This is a genomic window from Methylocystis echinoides (genome assembly GCF_040687965.1).
Classification (GTDB): Bacteria; Pseudomonadota; Alphaproteobacteria; order Rhizobiales; family Beijerinckiaceae; genus Methylocystis; species Methylocystis echinoides_A.
Map to the genome: position 1 here is coordinate 35040 of NZ_CP156087.1, position 16616 is coordinate 51655.

The following is a 16616-nucleotide window of genomic DNA, read 5'->3' on the forward strand; positions in this document are numbered from 1 at the left end:
TACATGAGCATCCCGGTCTTGGTCGTCGAAGACGAGTTTCTGATAGCGCTCGAGATTTCCGCTCAGCTGACTGATGCGGGATACGAGGTCGTGGGACCAGCGAATTCTGTCGCGGAAGCGCTTGCGTTGGTTTCGGAGGCTGAATGCGATATGGCGCTTTTGGACGTTAATCTCGGCAGTGAATCTTCCGCCCCGGTCGCGGCGGCTTTGAAAGCGCGCAATATCCCGTTTGTGGTTCTCTCGGGATATAAGGAGCGTAGCCTCAACGAAGATTTCAACGGGGCCAAAATTTTGGGTAAACCGTTCCGCACGGCGGATCTGTTAGCGGCATGCAAACGGTGCCTTGACGGATCAGGGAAAGGACAGCAAAGCGAAGCGCCATGAAGGCGGCGAGGCGAGCGTCCGTCATCGTTCGCTCTCATGTGGGTCGCAGACCGACAGGAGGCGTGAGGCGCGGCATGTTTCCGCTAGAGGCTGGTCTTGCTGCGACCATACGCTATAGATAAATATGCGGTAGAGACTACGGATCGCCTATGAATACAAAGCTACAACTAAGTCGGCTCGCCTCGAGCGGAGTGCCCGGCCTGGATGCGGTCGTGCTAGGGGGCCTTAAGCGAAGACACATCTATCTCATCGAGGGCATGCCGGGCGCCGGCAAAACAACCTTGGCGCTTCAGTTCCTGCTCGAAGGCGCACGGCAAAAGGAGCGGTGTCTCTACGTCACCCTGTCGGAAACAGAGCGCGAGCTCAGAAACACGGCGCAGAGCCATGGCTGGTCTCTTGACGGCGTAACCATCTTTGAGGTGATGCCGCTCGAGGCCGATCCCGAGCAGCAGCAGAGCATGATTTATTCTTCCGAGGTGGAGCTCGACCAAACTGTAAGCCTTATCATTCAAAAGGTGCGGGAGCTGAATCCGGATCGGCTGGTCATTGATGCGTTAACCGAATTGCGTCTCCTTGCACAGGATGCTCTCAGCTATCGGCGCCAGGTGCTCGCGCTCAGGCGCTACTTCGCGCAATCACGAAGCACAGTGCTGGCCCTCGACGACTTGACCGACCTGAAGCCCGGTCTCCAGCTGCACAGCATCGTCCACGGCGTTTTCAATCTGGAGCAACGTCGGCTCGAATATGGCGCGACTCGCCGCCGGCTATCGATCATCAAGCTGCGCGGGGCCAATTACCGAAGCGGCTACCACGATTTTGTGATCCGTACGGGCGGGATCACGGTTTTTCCGAGCCTCGTCGCCGCCGAACATGAGACTAAATTTACTCCTGGGGCGTTCTCCAGCCAGATCGCAGAGCTCGACGCTCTGCTCGGCGGAGGGCTTCGGCGCGGGACAAGCACGCTGCTGATCGGCCCTTCTGGGGTCGGCAAATCTTCCATGGCGCTGCAGTTCGCCGTAGCCGCGAGCAAAAAAGGTCAGCGCGTCGCGATCTTCGCTTTTGACGAGGCGTACCGTACCGCTTCCGATCGCGCGCGTGGGCTTGGCCTCGACCTGGATGGCGCGCGCGAATCGGGCCACCTGATCTGGACAAGATGCAGCCCGACGACGATTTCGCCGGGCGAATTTGTCGACGAGGCGCAACGGCAGGTGAACGCCGGCGTCGGCATGGTGATCATCGACAGTCTCAACAGCTATATGATCTCCATGCCAGAGGAACAGACCCTGCTCCTACACATGCACGAGCTCCTGGCCTATCTCGGCAACAAGGGAATTGTCACAATTTTGCTGCTCGCGCAGCGCGGCTTGGTCGGCAGCACGGAGGCGCCGCTCGATGTCAGCTTCCTGGCCGATACGATTGTGCTCATGCGCTATTTCGAGGCGGAAGGCGAGGTGCGCAAGGCCGTCTCGGTTTTGAAAAGCCGCAGCGGCCGTCACGAAACAGCAATCCGTGAATATCGCCTAAATTCGAAACAAGGCGTCAGCGTGGGGCCGCCCATACGGGATTTCCAGGGAGTGCTGACGGGCGTGCCGACATTCATCGGTTCGCCCGGCAGCTTACCGCACATGCCCCACGACGCCTCATGAGCATGATCCGACCGGGTAATCCACAAGACGAACGTGTTCTGATCCTGGCGCCCTCGCATCGGGATGGGCCGACCCTCGCCACGGTCCTTGCCAGGGCCGGGCTGATCACGAAGATCTGCGGCGACATGCAGGAGCTTTGTCACGACCTATCTAATGGCGCAGGCGTGGCCGTCATCGCCGAAGAGAGTCTATCCGATCCGCGCGAGGCTGCGTGTCTTCCAGCGTTTCTGGAACGACAGCCCCCCTGGTCCGAGCCGCCGATCGTAGTGGCCATGGCGCCCCGCAAAGGTCACGGGCGCGGCTCCCAGGCGCTCGTCGACCATGGCAATCTGGTGTTGCTGGAGCGCCCGTTCTCCTCCGCCACACTCGTCAGCTCAGTGCGCTCCGCGCTCAGGGCCAGGCGCCGCCAGTATCAAATACGCGACCACCTACTTGAACATGAGCGTAACGAAGCGCGTCTGGGCGCAAAGGAGCAGGAGCTTCGGCAGTTGAATGAAACGCTCGAGCGGCGAGTGCGGGAACGAACGGCGGAGCTCGAAGAAGTCAATCGCCAGCTGGTGGACGAGATCAGGCAGCGCCAGGAAGCGGAGCAATCATTGCGCCACGCCCAAAAGATGGAGGCGATCGGTCAGCTTACCGGCGGCGTGGCCCATGACTTCAACAACCTCCTGATGGTCGTTTGCGGCGGCGTCAATCTCCTGGAGCGCACCAACGATACCGCCCAGCGAGCGCGGATTCTGTCAGGGATGCGCGACGCTGCGGCGCGGGGGGAAGCGCTCACGCGCCAGCTTCTGGCGTTTTCGCGGCGCACGGCTTTAACTCCGGAACCGATCGACCTACCGTCTCTATTGGAAGGCATGCGGATTCTGATCGCAGGCGCTTTGCGTGGCGACATCGTCATCGACATCAAGATGGCTCCAGACCTCTGGCCCGTGTTGACCGATCCGACACAGCTCAACCTCGTTATTCTCAACCTTGCCGTCAATGCGCGCGACGCCATGCCAGATGGCGGAACGCTGACGATCGCGGCGACCAATGCGACGCTGGAGGGATCAAATCGTTTTGCGCTTGCCGGCGAGTTTGTTCGCCTCGAGGTTCGCGATACGGGCGTTGGGATTCCCCCCGAGATTCTCGATCGGGTATTTGAACCCTTCTTCACGACGAAGGAGATAGGCAAGGGCACCGGTCTCGGATTGAGCCAGGTTTACGGTTTCGCTAAACAGTCGGGTGGGCATGCCGAGATCTGCAGCCGTGAGGGTGACGGGACGAGCGTCATTCTGTATCTGCCCCGTGGCGAGGCTGTCGCCCAAGACAACGCTCAGACTCAACTGAGCCGTAGCGAGGAGAAAGGGGTGGACGGCCCGCATCGGATCTTGCTGGTTGAGGATAATGACGCAGTGGCGGCGTTGGTCCAGGAGATGCTCGAGGGACTGGGTTTTGCGCCGCGTCGGGTAGCTAACGCGCGGGAAGCCCTCGCTGCGCTTGAGAACGACCAAAACTTTGACCTTGTCTTTTCCGATATTGTAATGCCGGGCGGCATGAACGGTATCGAACTGGCGCGCGCCATCAAACGGAAAACACCCGAAATACCGGTCATTCTGGCGACGGGCTACAGCGCCGCGCTCCGCCATGCGAATGGAGTGGATGGGTTGCAGATTTTGCGCAAGCCCTATGACATGGATACGCTCAACACCGCTCTCAGGGAGGCGTGGGGGGGGCGGGAAAGCTCAAAATCCATCACGGTCAGCTGATCTCGACCTGGACACGGCTGCCCGCGGGCCTGGTCACGGCCCGATTGATCGCCCTCTTAAGGCCGATGACGTCGCAGGGTTTGCCGAGTGTAACCACCCCCGCTTTGTCCACGACGAGTTCGTTGCCGGGCAAAAGACCGGTGACAAAGACGATCGCCGCGGGCCCCTGTCGCAAGATTGCATTCGCCGCGCGCACCCCGGAGCCTTCTGGACCCAGCCTGAGATCGCAAATGATCAGATTTGGATGTGAGCTTTCCGCCACCGCAACGGCGCCGGCCTCGTCACGTGCGGCGAGGACCTCCTTAAAGCCGAGATCTGCCGCGCACAGCTCCAGATCAGCGCCGATAATGGCGTCGTCCTCGATGACCAATACACGCATATGACCTTCCTGCTTATCGAAATATTAGCGCCTTCGTCTGCCCATTCAGCTCCACACCGAGTTATTCATCGTCGCAGTGTTGGATTTGGGGAACTCAGGCCCTACCTTGATGGTTGCGATGGGCAAAAGACGGGTTTTCGTTCCCTTTAAAAGCCCAACTTGGCAGGCTCGGCCATCTCTCTGGCCGGGCCTTTTTTTCTAATAGGCGTCTCTCCAGCGCCGCCGCGAGGTCGGGTCGCTATATGAAAACGTGGATGTCTGGAGCGCGTCACAAGATCGCCCGCGAGGCGACGAGTGACGCTTCGTGGCACGGGATCTTCATTCTTCGTTGTCGCCAACGCCAAGCCTCCACATCATGCTCACGCTAAGGCGCCCCGCGGCTGTGGGAGGCATGACCACCCTTGCGCCCCGCTGCCGATGCGAGAGCGTGATTCTGAGCAAAACTACGCTTGTTCGGTTCAACCGCTTGCCCGCCCTTGCGGCCGGCGGACACTGCAAGGTCTCGGTCGGTAGAAAAGCTCCGCTTCTCGCCTGGAACGGATCTCCCGCCCTTACGGGCAATTTCGCGCTGCTTGTTGGGCTCCATTGACGCAAAGCCGCGGTTGGACTTCTTGGCTTCCATCTCGCCTACTCCCTTTTATGCGCGTAGATAAATAGGTCAGCCCACCGACCTGGGCGAGAGATGCATCAAAAGCCGGTGTCAGGCTTGCGCTCGTTGCGGTTGGTCTCGACGAATTGAGTTGGCGTGAGTGGTGCCTATCACACTTGGGCGCGCTCGGCTTGATCCTTACCGGCCCTCGTCTACGCTTGGGCCGAAAAAATCGACACGACGGCCTGAAAAGATGCTAAGGCGGACTCGGTCGCAACAGCGGGAGGCGCATTGCGATTTGCTGCTGTGCAGCCATTTGACCCAGGCCAGGAGGTCCTAAATGGATTCCTTCCTGGTGGAAAGGAGCTCCGCTAGCGCGGCCTCCATCTGTCCGATCGCGAAGGGCTTTTGAATAACCGACTCGGTCTTCCAGTCGGCCTGTAGACCGTCGCCGCCATACCCTGTCGAGAATAGGATGGGGATGCGTCGATCCCGCAAAATTCGCGCGGCAGGATAAACGAGCTGACCATGTAAATTAACGTCCAATACGGCGATCTGCGCCTCCGTCTCGACCGCCCGGCTCAAAGCCGCAGGTAGACTAGACACCGTGTCGGTAACTTTGCAGCCCAAATCGAGAAGCACGGACTCGATGAGCTGAAGAACGTGAAATTCGTCTTCAGCAAGAAAAACCTGCAAGCCGGCGAAGTTACGCATCGTCATTCGTCAGCGGCACATGAATTTCGCATCGCACCCCGTCTGGCGCAAACTCGATTCGCGTCTCGCCCTCCAACTCTGCTTGAATTCCTCGTTCAAGGAGACGCATTCCAAAGCCTTGATGTTTGGGCGCCACGACGGGTGGTCCGTTCCGCTCAATCCAGAACAGCCGCAGACGGGGCCCCCCGCTCTCCATTTCCACCCTCCAGCTCACCTCGATACGCCCAGCTGACGAAGCCAATGCGCCATATTTCGCGGCATTAGTCGCAAGCTCGTGGACCGCCATGGAGAGCATCAAAGCAAGGTTAGGGGAGATCTCAAGGGGGGCGCCTGAAAGCGCAACATTGCCCTTGGTGAGATAGGGCTCGAATTCCGAACGTAGCAGCTGGCTCATTTCGGCGTTGACCCAGCCGCGACGACTCAGCTGGTTATGTGCATGGCTCAGCGCCAGAATGCGGCCTTCGACAGCCTGGCGGAATTCGTCCACGCTACCAGCGCCGCGCGCGGTCTGCGCGACAAGTGACTGGACCGTGGCCAATGTGTTTTTTACCCGGTGATTCAGTTCGTCGATGAGCAGCTTCTGTTGGGCTTCCGCTTGTTTCCGCTCGGTGATGTCAACAAGCATGTTTATGGCCCCCACGAGACGCCCCGTTGAATCGCGCAACGGCGTCGGGTAGGGCGCAAACCAGCGCCGAGACCCGTCCGGACGCTCCGCTATGGCTTCGACCCCGCGGATCGGACGATTTTGTCTCAACGCGATCGCCATCGGGCATTCGTCATGCGGCAATGGCGCGCCGTCAGCACTATGAAGGCGCCATGTCACGCACCAGAATTCTCCTATCTCCGGGCGCCTTCCTGCGAATTCGACGGCTGCTTCATTAAAAAACGTAATTCGACCCTCTGCATCCGTGGTGTAGACCGCTGCCGGAAGCGCTTGCAACAATTGATGGAAACGATGCTCGGATTCCCTTATTTTCAACTCGTCTAGCTTACGCTGGGTCACGTCCCGGGTGACCGCCAATTGCGCGACCATGCCGTCCGGCAGCCGGATGGGCGACGCACGCGTCTCCATATGACGCCGCGTTCCCTTCAACCCGATGAGATCGAATTCCCAGCTCAGCTTTTCCCCGGCGCAGACTCGGTGATGGTGCTCCTGCCAGCCCTCCCGGAATTCGGGGGCTATCAAATCTAAGATGCAGGCCCCATCGGCGAGATCTGCCGCCCCCAATTCAATCATTTCGCGCCCCGCAGCATTCATCCGAAGCAGCGTACCGTCGGGCGCAACAATCTTTATGCAGTCCGGGGTCGTTTCTATGATCGCCTCCAGAAGATGCTTCGATCGGCTGGCCGCGTCCATGCCATCTAGGGCGGCCCGGCTTGCTTCCTGCGCATTCAGGAGCTTGACTGTCTGGTAGGCCGCCGAAGCAAAGCGTCCGATGCTCTCGAGTTGCCTGAGATCTTCTGCATCGAATCTGCGGCGGCGGTCGTGCGCAATTGTCCAGACGGTGCCGACTGCTTTCCCTGAGACGAAGAAGGGAACCAAAAGTCCTTCCTCCGCTAAAGGCGTCGCCTCCGCAAGATAGGGATACCGGACCTCCCAGTGTCTAAAGAGAAGCGGCGTCTTGCGATCGAGGACGTCGCCACAAGGACCGAACTCCCTCGGAGTGCCGCCTCCTATATGGGGCGCCCATGCGCCCGCGATGGCCGCCCAATGAAAATGCTTCTCATCCGCGGTGAGCAGGCTGATCCCCGCAGAGTCCGCGTTAAAAACCTCGAGCAGAGTGTCAGCCAGCGTCTGCAAAATCGTCCGAGGCGATTGGGCCAAGGCGCTCACGAGCTTCCCCAGGGCTTTGTTCTCGGTTTCGAAGTCCGGGGGCCGCCTAGGGCGGCGCCAAAGCTCTTCTGTGCAAAGGATCGCCTCCAAAGGGGCGAAGCGTCGATCGGGCGTCACCTGATCTCCATCTGCCGCCATCGCTCACCTTTTCATGTCATTCCGGCGCGGGGAAGTTTGCACGAAGGTCTCATTGCCAACCTAGGGCCGTGAGCGATATTCACAAGCCAGTGCTACATCCATTCTAAGAGGAGAAAGCGGCGGGTCAAGCGGCTGGAAGCGGCTTCGACAAAGACGCGCCGGACCGGCGTTCGTGTCTGGAGCTCCACTCCGTAGAAGCCGTCCGGGCGTCGTGGATTTGGGCTACAGGGAGAAATTCTCACGCTTGCGTAAAAGGGGGGCTATCGCGCGACCCCGCCCTACGATACGCCATTCGAGATGACTGGCGCTCTGGGCTTTACCGAGATCAAAGCCATGGAGAAGGGCCTTGGCCGCCCGGCGATCGCCAAGGAGTCGACCGATGTGTTGCAAGCTGGAGCCGTTGCTGGGCCTCGCCATGCGCGACGATAGAACCGCTCGCGTTTCTGTCGTGCGACCATCTCTCGCAGACAGGCGCGAGAGGAGACGGTTCGCATCGCCAAACAACCAACTGCGCCATTGAATTCGAGACGCTCATATATCCAACCCAAGCGGGCCAACCTTTTTCAGCGTTTTTTCTTACTCGTCGTCTCCTTCGCTATGAATGAGTTGGCTTGACGAATCGCTGAGCCTTCGGAAGCTCCGCGGGACAGCGCTGAGTCCGCTACGTCTGACCATTGTTTTTGTTTTTTTGGGGTATCCGCCTTCTTTGTATGTCGTTTGGCGTCGCTTGACTTCCATGGCATGGCTATTCTCCTAGGATGACGTAAATTCGAGATAGGGCCTCCACCCTGGGTTTGCCATTTCTGAGACGTTGCGCGGTGGACCTAGCGAAACGCTACGGTCGCTGCTCGGCGGCGACGCCCGCGACGGTAGGGCGCAGTTGCGCGAAACTGGCGGACTGGCTGTCGGGTGAACGGAGAAATTTCCTCGCAACGAGCCATCAATGCAGGAGAAGGATCATGTCCGACAAACTCACCACCTGCCTGTGGTTCGGTCACGGCAAAGCTCGCGAGGCCGCCGAATTCTACGCCGCGACCTTTCCTGACAGTCACGTCAGCGCAGCCAACGCCTCGCCCAATGACAATCCGTCGGCGAAACAGGGCGAGGAACTGACGGTCGAATTCACCGTGCTCGGCCGCGCGTTCATCGGGCTGAATGGCGGTCCTCATTTCAAGCCCAACCAAGCGGTCAGTTTCATGATTTTGACCGACGACCAGGCGGAAACCGACCGCTATTGGAACGCGATCGTCGGCAATGGCGGGGAAGAAAGCATGTGCGGATGGTGCCGCGACCGCTGGGGCTTTTCGTGGCAGATTACACCGCGCGCGCTGCTTGCGGCGACGACCGACCCCGACAGGGCGGCGGCCAAGCGCGCGATTGATGCGATGATGACGATGCATAAGATCGATATTGCCAGGATCGAGGCGGCGCGCAGCGGAAAAAGCCAGGACGTCTAGGAGCACCGGCCAATCTTCCCTTGGCGAAATGTTGGACGGATGGCCGAGCGAGGGCGAGAGCGGCTCGTTTTGTCGAGGACGACACGTGGCCAGGTTCGACGCCTATGGCAATCTAGAACCATAGGACCGCTGTCGGCGATCCAGGCTGCGAGACCGCTGATCTCTTCGCCGCCCTATGCAGAGGTGACACCTTCACGCAGGTCGGCAAGCGCGGCCCGAGCCCAAGCGCGTACGCGCTTCAAAACCGGCTCACATGCCCCTCTCTCGCTAGCGCCCCAGGGACAGATGGGAATACCGGAAAAACGCCGAAATGAACCTTATGACAAAACCCACCAGCCCAGAACCGCCATAAAACCCGTTCCTATTGAGTTGCACGAATACATAGGCTGTCTTGTCAGACCGGTTGGTCATCTCGCAAAGGAAAAATCCTTCGCGGGCGCGTATCGATTCAAAGAGGATTCTAGCCGCGCGAAAGAAATCCCTCACCCCGTCTCTCAGCGATCGCGTCGCGCCGTCACCGGCTTGCACAACAATAGCATCATTTTCGAGCCGTGCGCCTGCTTCTGCGAGGCGTCCAGTTTCGGGATGATGCTTGCTCGTTGGGCGTAAAGTCGAATCGATATTGGCGGTGGCGGCGATGACATTGCCGAGGGCGAAGTCGCGGCTCTCCCCGGGCGCCAGCCGCTCACACCAGACCATGGTTCGCCCCGAAAGACACAAGATCGCTGACGTGCCGAATTCGGGCGGAAACCCTGCCTTGTAGACATACGGAGCGCGCGCCCAACTTATAATCGACGGATCGCAAGCCACAGAGCGGATCGTTACATTTGCAGACGAACATAGATAGGCGGGCTGAAGGAAAAGAAGCGGCGGCGCGCCATCTCTGGCGAGCTCGGCCAGATCAATCTTCTCGGCGACGTTTCCCTCACCAGCCGTGAGCAGGATTTCCCGCTGCTCGCTCAGCGACGCGATCTGGTTGAGACGGACGTCGCCGCCTCCGCATAAAATCCGCAGAAATATGCTGATTTCGCGCATGATCTTGGACCGCTTCGGCAGCGGATGAGGGCATTGGCGGGGGATTGTTTTTGTTCCAGGCGCTCGGCACACAGATCGGCCGGGCCGATCGAAGATCGAAGCATTCGGGCCGAGGGTGACGACGAGGCCGTCACGTTTGTCCAAGAGACGGAAATCGCTTTCTCCTTCTTGGAGCGCGACGCCCGCCGGGTTGAAAAAGGGATTACGCGCAAGGGATCGCAGTCCCATCTCGAGGAAGAACGTCGGGGACATGTACATGTGCGAGCATCCTTCTGTTTGCCAAAGCCGCGAGCCCTGCCGCTCGCCGAAAGACCAGGCGGAGACGCCAACCGGCCATTTCGTCTTGTTGATTTGGGCGCTTTTCGAAAGCCTTAAGCCACGATCTCGATGATCAGGCGGCGGGTTTTGGCGTCGACGATCACGACAGTTGCATCCGGCTGAGCCCCTTTCGCGATCCTTGCCGACGCCGCCGCGTCGCGCAGGTCTTCGAATCGCCCCGTCGAGGCTCCGTTTAAGCGAATTTCATAGGGAAGCGCATGCGCGCGCGCTTCCCTATGGCAACTCCGAGCGGGGCGTTCTTTTTGATCCCCAACCACGTGCAAAAGAGGTTCGCAAACGGACATCAGGCGCGCTGATCGATGGAGGGGCGAATCTTATCCTGCCTGCGGATAGCGGGTTACGAACAGGCGCAAAGCCGTTTCCAGTTCCGCGGCGCGGCTTTTCGCGCCTAGCTCGAGGAAACAGTGACGATCGCGGTCGAGCATTTCCCTAACTACTTCCCGTCCACGATGAATGTTGAGAAGGTAGCTTGACAGTAACCTGCTAGCCGGGGCACAGCCCTCGCCGCCGTCGGAAGCGATTCCAGACTGGGCGGCGCATTGCGCGAGCTTCATCATGGGTCTCTCCCATACTCTAGTTTTCCTATAGTCATGATATTCTAGTGGCATATTGCGCGGCAGTCTATAGGTCGCCAGGCAACGACTTCGCCATGCCCCTATCAACCCGATCGGCCGCTTTGCTCGTCACGCCGGCAGCTAGGGCGCGACTGGCAAGTGAGAAGTGCGCCTGATCGTTAATCCCTGTTTGTTTCTGCGAGATGACGCCTCTCTTACGTCTTTGGGGGAGCAGGCGAGAGACTCTCCCTTTTTCTCCAATCCCGATGCGGGATGGATGGCGTAAAGACGTTCGTCTGGGAGGAGTGCAAGTTACTCCCCGGGAGCCCTCTGGCATAGATAGGGATTATACCTAGCAGGGCTGTTGGACGCGCCTAATTTCTGGCGGCTTCGTCCAACTTTGTTTGCACCAAAAGCGCCGCTGGCGTCGGCGTTTGATTACCGAAACAAAGCGTTGATGCGAGGTGCAGAGCGTGGGCGGCCAACCTAGCGCCACGTCGCTGGTCGGTGTGACGGAAGATAGGAAGCGCGCGCTCGGGGCGGACAAGGCTTGCGGGGAAGAAAGGCCCGGGCGGGGCCGGGCCAGTTTTTCCTCGGGGAAGGGACGTCGTCCGAAATTGGCAGATCCGCCGATTGTTGCAATGCGATAAATTGCCACGTTAGGGTTCATCGCCATGGGCGCGCTCAATAGGGCCCAGCCCTCGCCGTCGGCACCTCGACGCCGCGCCAATGCGGCTAATTGCCGTCTCTGGCTAAACGATCTTCTCTCCGAGCGCTTGCTGTTACGCTTGAGCAAAAATTTCGGAGTTGGCGCAGCGCGTGATCGCGAAGGGCGCGACGGCGACCAAGCCTTACCGGTGGAATCGCGCGAACGGCCATTAGCTTGCAAGCGGCGCTTGATAAGAGAGGCCCGGTGTGGATTTTCCGCGTTTCCATGTAATTTTACAAAAATGCGACTGAATCGTTGGGCCATTGCTTGAAAGCCACCATAACCCGTTTTGAGGCAAGCTCAACTTTGCCGCCATAGACACCCAAGGAGCGCGCCCAAAGTAAACGGCTGCTGGCAATGACGGCCGTGAGCGAGGCAACCAGATAAGCTGGAGAGGCCGCCATAGGGGGCTTTTCCATCTGGAAAGGAAAAACCTTGCGGCTGCTCCTGGGCATTTCGTCATGCCGCCGTGATGCGCATTCGGTAGTCCTTCACTCGCTTTCAGCACCTAATAATGCTTCGCGGTCCGTTACGATTTTTCGGGATGGGCCGCATTTTTTTGGCCGGGCACGGCGGTTTATTGGCGGATCAACGGATGACGACTTGGACGTAGCTGCCGGCGGGCTTCGTGGTGGTGCGGCTGATAGCCTCCCGGAGGCCCCTCGTATTGAAAGGCTTGCCGAGCATCGCCACGCCTGCGTCATCCACGACAATTTCGTTTCCCGGCAAAAGGCCCGTGAGGAAAACGATCGCCGCAGGACCATGATGCAGAATTTCATTGACAGCGCGCACGCCGGGGGTAGACGCTCCTAAGCGCACGTCGCAGACAATCAGATCGGGAGGGTGGGCTCTGGCCATCTCGATCGCCGCGGCTTCGTCGTGCGCGCGCATGATCTCGCGGAAACCGAGGTCGAGGGCGCTCAACTCCAGATCCTCGCCGATGATCGCGTTTTCCTCGATGATCAACAGGCGCACCGGCGTCTCCTCAGGTTATGACCCTGCGCTGTTCTTTTAAATACGCGACAAAAAATACGAGCTCTAGGGGTTTATCCGCACGAAAATTAGGCACTTAACAGGCATAGCCACAATATGCCCTTTTGCCCTTGCTATACAGCGATCAAAATATTTTGATCATCTCTTCGCCAAAGCCATTTTCGTGTCTGTTTTCTTTCCTCGACGCCTTGTTTGTCTTGGTAGAACATTCTCAAGCCTGCGCGGTTGCGCTTAGCAAGCACACGGAAAGCCTTCCCCGCGCCCCAACGCGAACTAGCTAAGGTTGGAAAGGCCCGGCCTATCCCTTCTCGCCGAACCCTTTGTTCCAGCAGAGCATGCGAACCTGGTCGCCACGGAACACAATCAGCCCGGCTTGCTAAAGAGCGGATGACGAAGGTGACAGATCGACTGAGCAAATGCGGTGGTCCAGGCAGCGACGAACTGCTGCGGCTGTTGGTCGACAGCGCGACCGATTTCGCCATCATCGCCATGAACAGCCGCGGCGAGGTGACGAGCTGGAACGCCGGAGCTGAACGCCTGCTCGGCTATCGCGAAGAGGAGATACTCAGCCACAGCGGGGACGTGATCTTCGCGCCAGAAGATTGCGCGGCCGGCGTGCCCGAGCGGGAGCGGGCTGAGGCCCGCGCCAGGGGGCGCGCCGAGGACGAGCGGTGGCACCAGCGAAAGGACGGGTCGCGTTTCTGGGGATCGGGCGTCATGATGCGGCTCGCGGACGGCAGCGGCTTCGTCAAGATCTTTCGTAATCTGACGGAGCGCCGGGCGGCGGAGCAGCGAGTCCGCGAGAGCGAAGAATTGTTCCGCCTGCTCGCGACCAACATCCCCCAGCTGGTCTTTCGCACGAAGCGCAACGGCGCGCGCAGCTGGGGCAGCCCACAGTGGATTGCATTTACCGGTCTGTCGCTTGAAGACAGTCTGGGCTTTGGTTGGGTGGACGCTGTCCATCCCGAGGACCGCGAGGACACCCTTGCCGCCTGGACCAGGGCTTGGGAAAGCGGCGAGTATTACGTTGAGCATCGTTTTCGGCGAGTCGCCGACGGCGAGTTCCGCTGGCACCAGACAAGGGCGAAGCCGGTCGCCGATATCGACGGCGACTGGGTGGGCACCTCGACCGACGTTCACGACATGCGTGAATTCCAGGAGCGCCAGCAGATACTCTTGGCGGAGCTCCAGCACCGGACCAGCAATCTGCTCGCCGTCGTGCAGTCGATCGCGCGACAGACCATGCGCGCCAGCCGCTCGCTCGACGGATTCGCAGCGGAGTTCGATGGGCGGCTGCGAGCGCTCAGCCGCGTTCAGGGGCTGCTCGCGCGCCCGGATCATGGCCCCGTCGATTTGCGCGAGCTCGTCGAAATGGAGCTTGAGGCGCATGGGGGCGGTCACCTGGATCGCGACAAGGTGACCATCGATGGCCCGAGCGTCATGTTGCCCGCCAACGTGGCGCAGGCCTTGGCGCTGGCGATCCATGAGCTCGCGACCAATGCGGTAAAGTATGGCGCGCTCAAGCAACCGTCCGGCAAAATGGGCATTAGATGGCGTATTGAAGATGGCGAGGCGGAGGAGCGGCGCGTGGCGCTCGAGTGGCGCGAAACGGGCGTCGACATGCCTGACCAGGGCGACGGTTCGTCACCGGGAGGTTATGGCCGTGAGCTGATCGAGCGCGCGCTTCCCTACCAGCTTAAAGCCAAGACTAGCCTCGAGTTCGGCCCGGACGGGGTGCGCTGTCGGATTACGGTCGTACTCGAGCGCGAGGAGAGCGTCGATGGTTGAGCAAGCGATGAGCGCAGTGAGTGGCCGACGCATCCTCATCGTGGAGGATGAGTACATCATCGCCGCCGACCTGGCGCAGTTGCTGGAGGGCCTCGGCGTCACGGTTATCGGCCCGGTCGGATCGGTGGCTGACGCGCTGGCTTTGCTGGCCGGCGAGCCGGCGATTGACGCCGCGGTGCTCGACGTCACGCTCGGGACGGAGAAGATCTTCCCTGTCGCCGACGCCTTGCGAGCGCGCGGCGTGCCCTTCGTCTTCGCCACTGGCTATGACGCGTGGATTATCCCCCCCGCCTATGCGGACGCCCCGCGCTTCAAGAAGCCGGTCGATCCGCGCGCGCTTGCACGCGTCCTCTCAAATTACAGCTCAGGCGAGCCCGAGTGCAGCTCGACCACCGTTCGCGGACGCATGGCTTGAGCGGCGCAAGCGGCCGGTGCGACAATGCACTTACAGCGCGTCTGATTGATCAGCCCCTCGCATCGCGGATTTCTTCGGGGCCAGCAGTGCACAACCGCGCTGATCGCACCGATACCGAAGGATGAAATGTCTAAAAAAGCGCTTGCCCGCGGGGCCGTTCCACATATGTCGCGCTCTTCTCGCTCCGCGATGAGCAAGAAGCGCCATGTCTATCACCTCTCGGTGGCGTGCTAGCGGGTACGGCGTTTCTCGCGCCCACGCGCCTCGCCTGAACTCGCCGCCTTCGCGTGCTGGGCGTCAAGCTGCAGCTGCGAAATCATTCAAGATGGCGCCGAGCCTTGCCTAAGCCCCGCACCGCAGTCGAGCCCTCCATTACGGGAGCGCCGGCAGCCAAATGTCGACCAAGGTACCTTTTCCTTCCGCGCTCCTGAGTTGCATTGCGCCGCCCGCTTGCGTGATGAAGTCGCGTATCATAGACAGACCCAGCCCGGTGCCGCTCTGGCCCGCTTTCGTGGTGAAGAGCGGTTCGGTGGCGCGCGAGACCGTCGTTTCATTCATGCCACAACCGGTATCTGACGCCGAGATTCGCAAGTAATCGCCAGCCTTCAAAGCAGCAGCGTTTGCATCCGCAACCTGCGCTTTGTCGAGACTGATCGAGAAAGTCCCGCCCTTCGGCATCGCGTCTCTAGCGTTGGTCGCAAGGTTCACGAGCGCGAGTTCCAGCAGGTGCGGCTCGGCCAGTATATCTGGTAACTCGGGAGGCGCATCGAGAATCATGTCGATGCTTGGTCCTAGAGAGCATGCTAGTACCCAGAATCACTGTTCCGCGAAACAAGGTTTGAGGCGTTTTTGGTGGACTTCGCTTTTGGTCCAGACGAACGGCCTTGCGGTTTCATTGTAGCTTTCGATGAACGCCTCGATATGGGCGATGAGTTCGGGGACGCTTTGGAACGAGGCTCCGTTCAGCGATTTGCCCGAGAGGATCGAGAACCAGATTTCGACTTGATTGAGCCAAGAGGCGTGCGTCGGCGTGAAGTGGAAATGCACGTTCTTGTGGCGTTTGAGCCACATGTCGCGCCGGGGCTTGTGCGTAGAGAGATTATCCAGAACGACATGGATTTCCTTGTCGGGATAGGCGGCGACGACCTTGTTCATGAAGTCGAGGAACTCGACGCGACGGCGGCGCTTGTAATGTTTGCCGACGACCTTGCCGCTCTCGAGATCGAGCGCTGCGAAAAGTGTTGTCGTTCCGTGCCTTTTGTAATCATGCGATTGACCGATCAGGGCGCGTCCGTTCGGCAGCTTCAAATAACCCTGCGAGCGTTCCAGTGCCTGGATCGATGGTTTTTCGTCCACTGCGAGCACGATGGCGTTCTCGGGCGGCGCCATGTAGAGCCCGACTATCTCAGCGGCCTTGGCCGCGAACTCAGGGTCGTTGCTGACGCACCAGGACTTGCGGCCCGACAGGTCGATCTTGTGCGTGCGCAGGAAGCGCCAGACATATTGGACATTGACGTCGCCAAGCGCTTTGGCGACGAGCGGTCCCGTCCAGTTGGCGTAGCCTTCCGGCGGTTTGCGATTGAGCAAGGCCAGGATGCGCCGGTCGGTCTCCTCGTCGTATTTAGGCGCCGCGCCGCGCTCGCCGACTTCCGAAAATCCGGCAAGCCGATCCTCGGCGTAGCGCACGCGCCATTTCGACGCCGTGCCGGTGGTGCATCCGAGCGCGCGGCCAATCGCCCGGGTAGCGGCGCCCTCGGCCGCCATGAGCACGATTTTCGCCTTCAGACGCGTGCGATGCTCCGTTCTGGTCGAGCGCGCCAAGCCCTCGAGCTCGGTCCGCTCTTCATCCGTCAATTCAATTGGCGTCGCTTTCAACTGGCTGCTCATGCAG

The 16616-nt window shown here is 60.0% G+C and carries 16 protein-coding genes; 6 read left to right on the forward strand and 10 right to left on the reverse strand.

Annotation, left to right across the window (positions count from 1 at the left end; translation table 11 throughout):
- Window positions 1-3: 3 nt before the first annotated feature.
- From RVU70_RS21080 to RVU70_RS21090, 3 genes are all read left to right on the forward strand, one after another.
- On the forward strand, window positions 4-384 hold the full coding sequence (locus RVU70_RS21080; protein WP_363352420.1) for a response regulator: 381 nt from the start codon (window positions 4-6) through the stop codon (window positions 382-384).
- Between the two features lie 149 nt (window positions 385-533).
- A complete protein-coding gene (locus tag RVU70_RS21085; protein ID WP_363352422.1) occupies window positions 534-2030 on the forward strand; it encodes an ATPase domain-containing protein in 1497 nt (498 codons plus the stop codon).
- On the forward strand, window positions 2027-3781 hold the full coding sequence (locus tag RVU70_RS21090) for an ATP-binding protein (RefSeq protein WP_363352424.1): 1755 nt from the start codon (window positions 2027-2029) through the stop codon (window positions 3779-3781). The genes RVU70_RS21085 and RVU70_RS21090 overlap by 4 nt, the downstream gene beginning before the upstream one ends.
- Here the strand turns inward: RVU70_RS21090 and RVU70_RS21095 are convergent.
- The 4 genes from RVU70_RS21095 to RVU70_RS21110 form a co-directional block, all read right to left on the reverse strand.
- Window positions 3774-4151 carry a response regulator gene (locus RVU70_RS21095; RefSeq protein ID WP_363352426.1) on the reverse strand — a complete coding sequence of 126 codons (378 nt, stop codon included), beginning with the start codon at window positions 4149-4151 and terminating at the stop codon, window positions 3774-3776. The genes RVU70_RS21090 and RVU70_RS21095 overlap by 8 nt on opposite strands.
- A gap of 373 nt (window positions 4152-4524) precedes the next feature.
- Window positions 4525-4782, reverse strand: coding sequence for a KGG domain-containing protein (locus RVU70_RS21100; protein WP_363352428.1), 258 nt, complete (start codon window positions 4780-4782; stop codon window positions 4525-4527).
- A 303-nt stretch (window positions 4783-5085) separates the two neighbouring features.
- A complete protein-coding gene (locus RVU70_RS21105; RefSeq protein ID WP_363352430.1) occupies window positions 5086-5463 on the reverse strand; it encodes a response regulator in 378 nt (125 codons plus the stop codon).
- Complete coding sequence (locus RVU70_RS21110) at window positions 5456-7435, reverse strand: HWE histidine kinase domain-containing protein (RefSeq protein WP_363352432.1); 1980 nt, start codon at window positions 7433-7435, stop codon at window positions 5456-5458. The genes RVU70_RS21105 and RVU70_RS21110 overlap by 8 nt, the downstream gene beginning before the upstream one ends.
- A 959-nt stretch (window positions 7436-8394) precedes the next feature.
- Between RVU70_RS21110 and RVU70_RS21115 the strand changes: the two genes are divergently transcribed.
- A complete protein-coding gene (locus RVU70_RS21115; RefSeq protein ID WP_363352434.1) occupies window positions 8395-8892 on the forward strand; it encodes a VOC family protein in 498 nt (165 codons plus the stop codon).
- 267 nt (window positions 8893-9159) lie between these two features.
- Here the strand turns inward: RVU70_RS21115 and RVU70_RS21120 are convergent, their stop codons facing one another.
- The 4 genes from RVU70_RS21120 to RVU70_RS21135 all read right to left on the reverse strand — a co-directional run bounded on the left by RVU70_RS21120 (window position 9160) and on the right by RVU70_RS21135 (window position 12504).
- Complete coding sequence (locus tag RVU70_RS21120; RefSeq protein ID WP_363352436.1) at window positions 9160-10185, reverse strand: hypothetical protein; 1026 nt, start codon at window positions 10183-10185, stop codon at window positions 9160-9162.
- A gap of 395 nt (window positions 10186-10580) precedes the next feature.
- On the reverse strand, window positions 10581-10823 hold the full coding sequence (locus RVU70_RS21125; protein WP_363352439.1) for a hypothetical protein: 243 nt from the start codon (window positions 10821-10823) through the stop codon (window positions 10581-10583).
- Window positions 10824-11762: 939 nt separating this feature from the next.
- Window positions 11763-11984: a hypothetical protein gene (locus tag RVU70_RS21130; protein ID WP_363352442.1), complete on the reverse strand. Its 222-nt coding sequence runs from the start codon at window positions 11982-11984 to the stop codon at window positions 11763-11765.
- 133 nt (window positions 11985-12117) lie between these two features.
- Window positions 12118-12504, reverse strand: coding sequence for a response regulator (locus RVU70_RS21135; RefSeq protein WP_363352444.1), 387 nt, complete (start codon window positions 12502-12504; stop codon window positions 12118-12120).
- A 405-nt stretch (window positions 12505-12909) separates the two neighbouring features.
- Here RVU70_RS21135 and RVU70_RS21140 point away from each other — a divergent pair, with 405 nt between their 5' ends.
- Window positions 12910-14310 carry a PAS domain S-box protein gene (locus tag RVU70_RS21140; RefSeq protein ID WP_363352446.1) on the forward strand — a complete coding sequence of 467 codons (1401 nt, stop codon included), beginning with the start codon at window positions 12910-12912 and terminating at the stop codon, window positions 14308-14310.
- The gene (locus RVU70_RS21145) at window positions 14303-14725 is read left to right on the forward strand and encodes a response regulator (protein ID WP_363352448.1); all 423 of its coding nucleotides are present in this window, start codon (window positions 14303-14305) and stop codon (window positions 14723-14725) included. The genes RVU70_RS21140 and RVU70_RS21145 overlap by 8 nt, the downstream gene beginning before the upstream one ends.
- 372 nt (window positions 14726-15097) lie before the next feature.
- Here RVU70_RS21145 and RVU70_RS21150 read toward each other — a convergent pair whose 3' ends face one another.
- Both RVU70_RS21150 and RVU70_RS21155 read right to left on the reverse strand, forming a co-directional pair.
- A complete protein-coding gene (locus tag RVU70_RS21150) occupies window positions 15098-15502 on the reverse strand; it encodes an ATP-binding protein (RefSeq protein ID WP_363352450.1) in 405 nt (134 codons plus the stop codon).
- A 39-nt stretch (window positions 15503-15541) separates the two neighbouring features.
- Complete coding sequence (locus RVU70_RS21155) at window positions 15542-16612, reverse strand: IS630 family transposase (RefSeq protein ID WP_363352452.1); 1071 nt, start codon at window positions 16610-16612, stop codon at window positions 15542-15544.
- Between the last annotated feature and the right edge of the window lie 4 nt (window positions 16613-16616).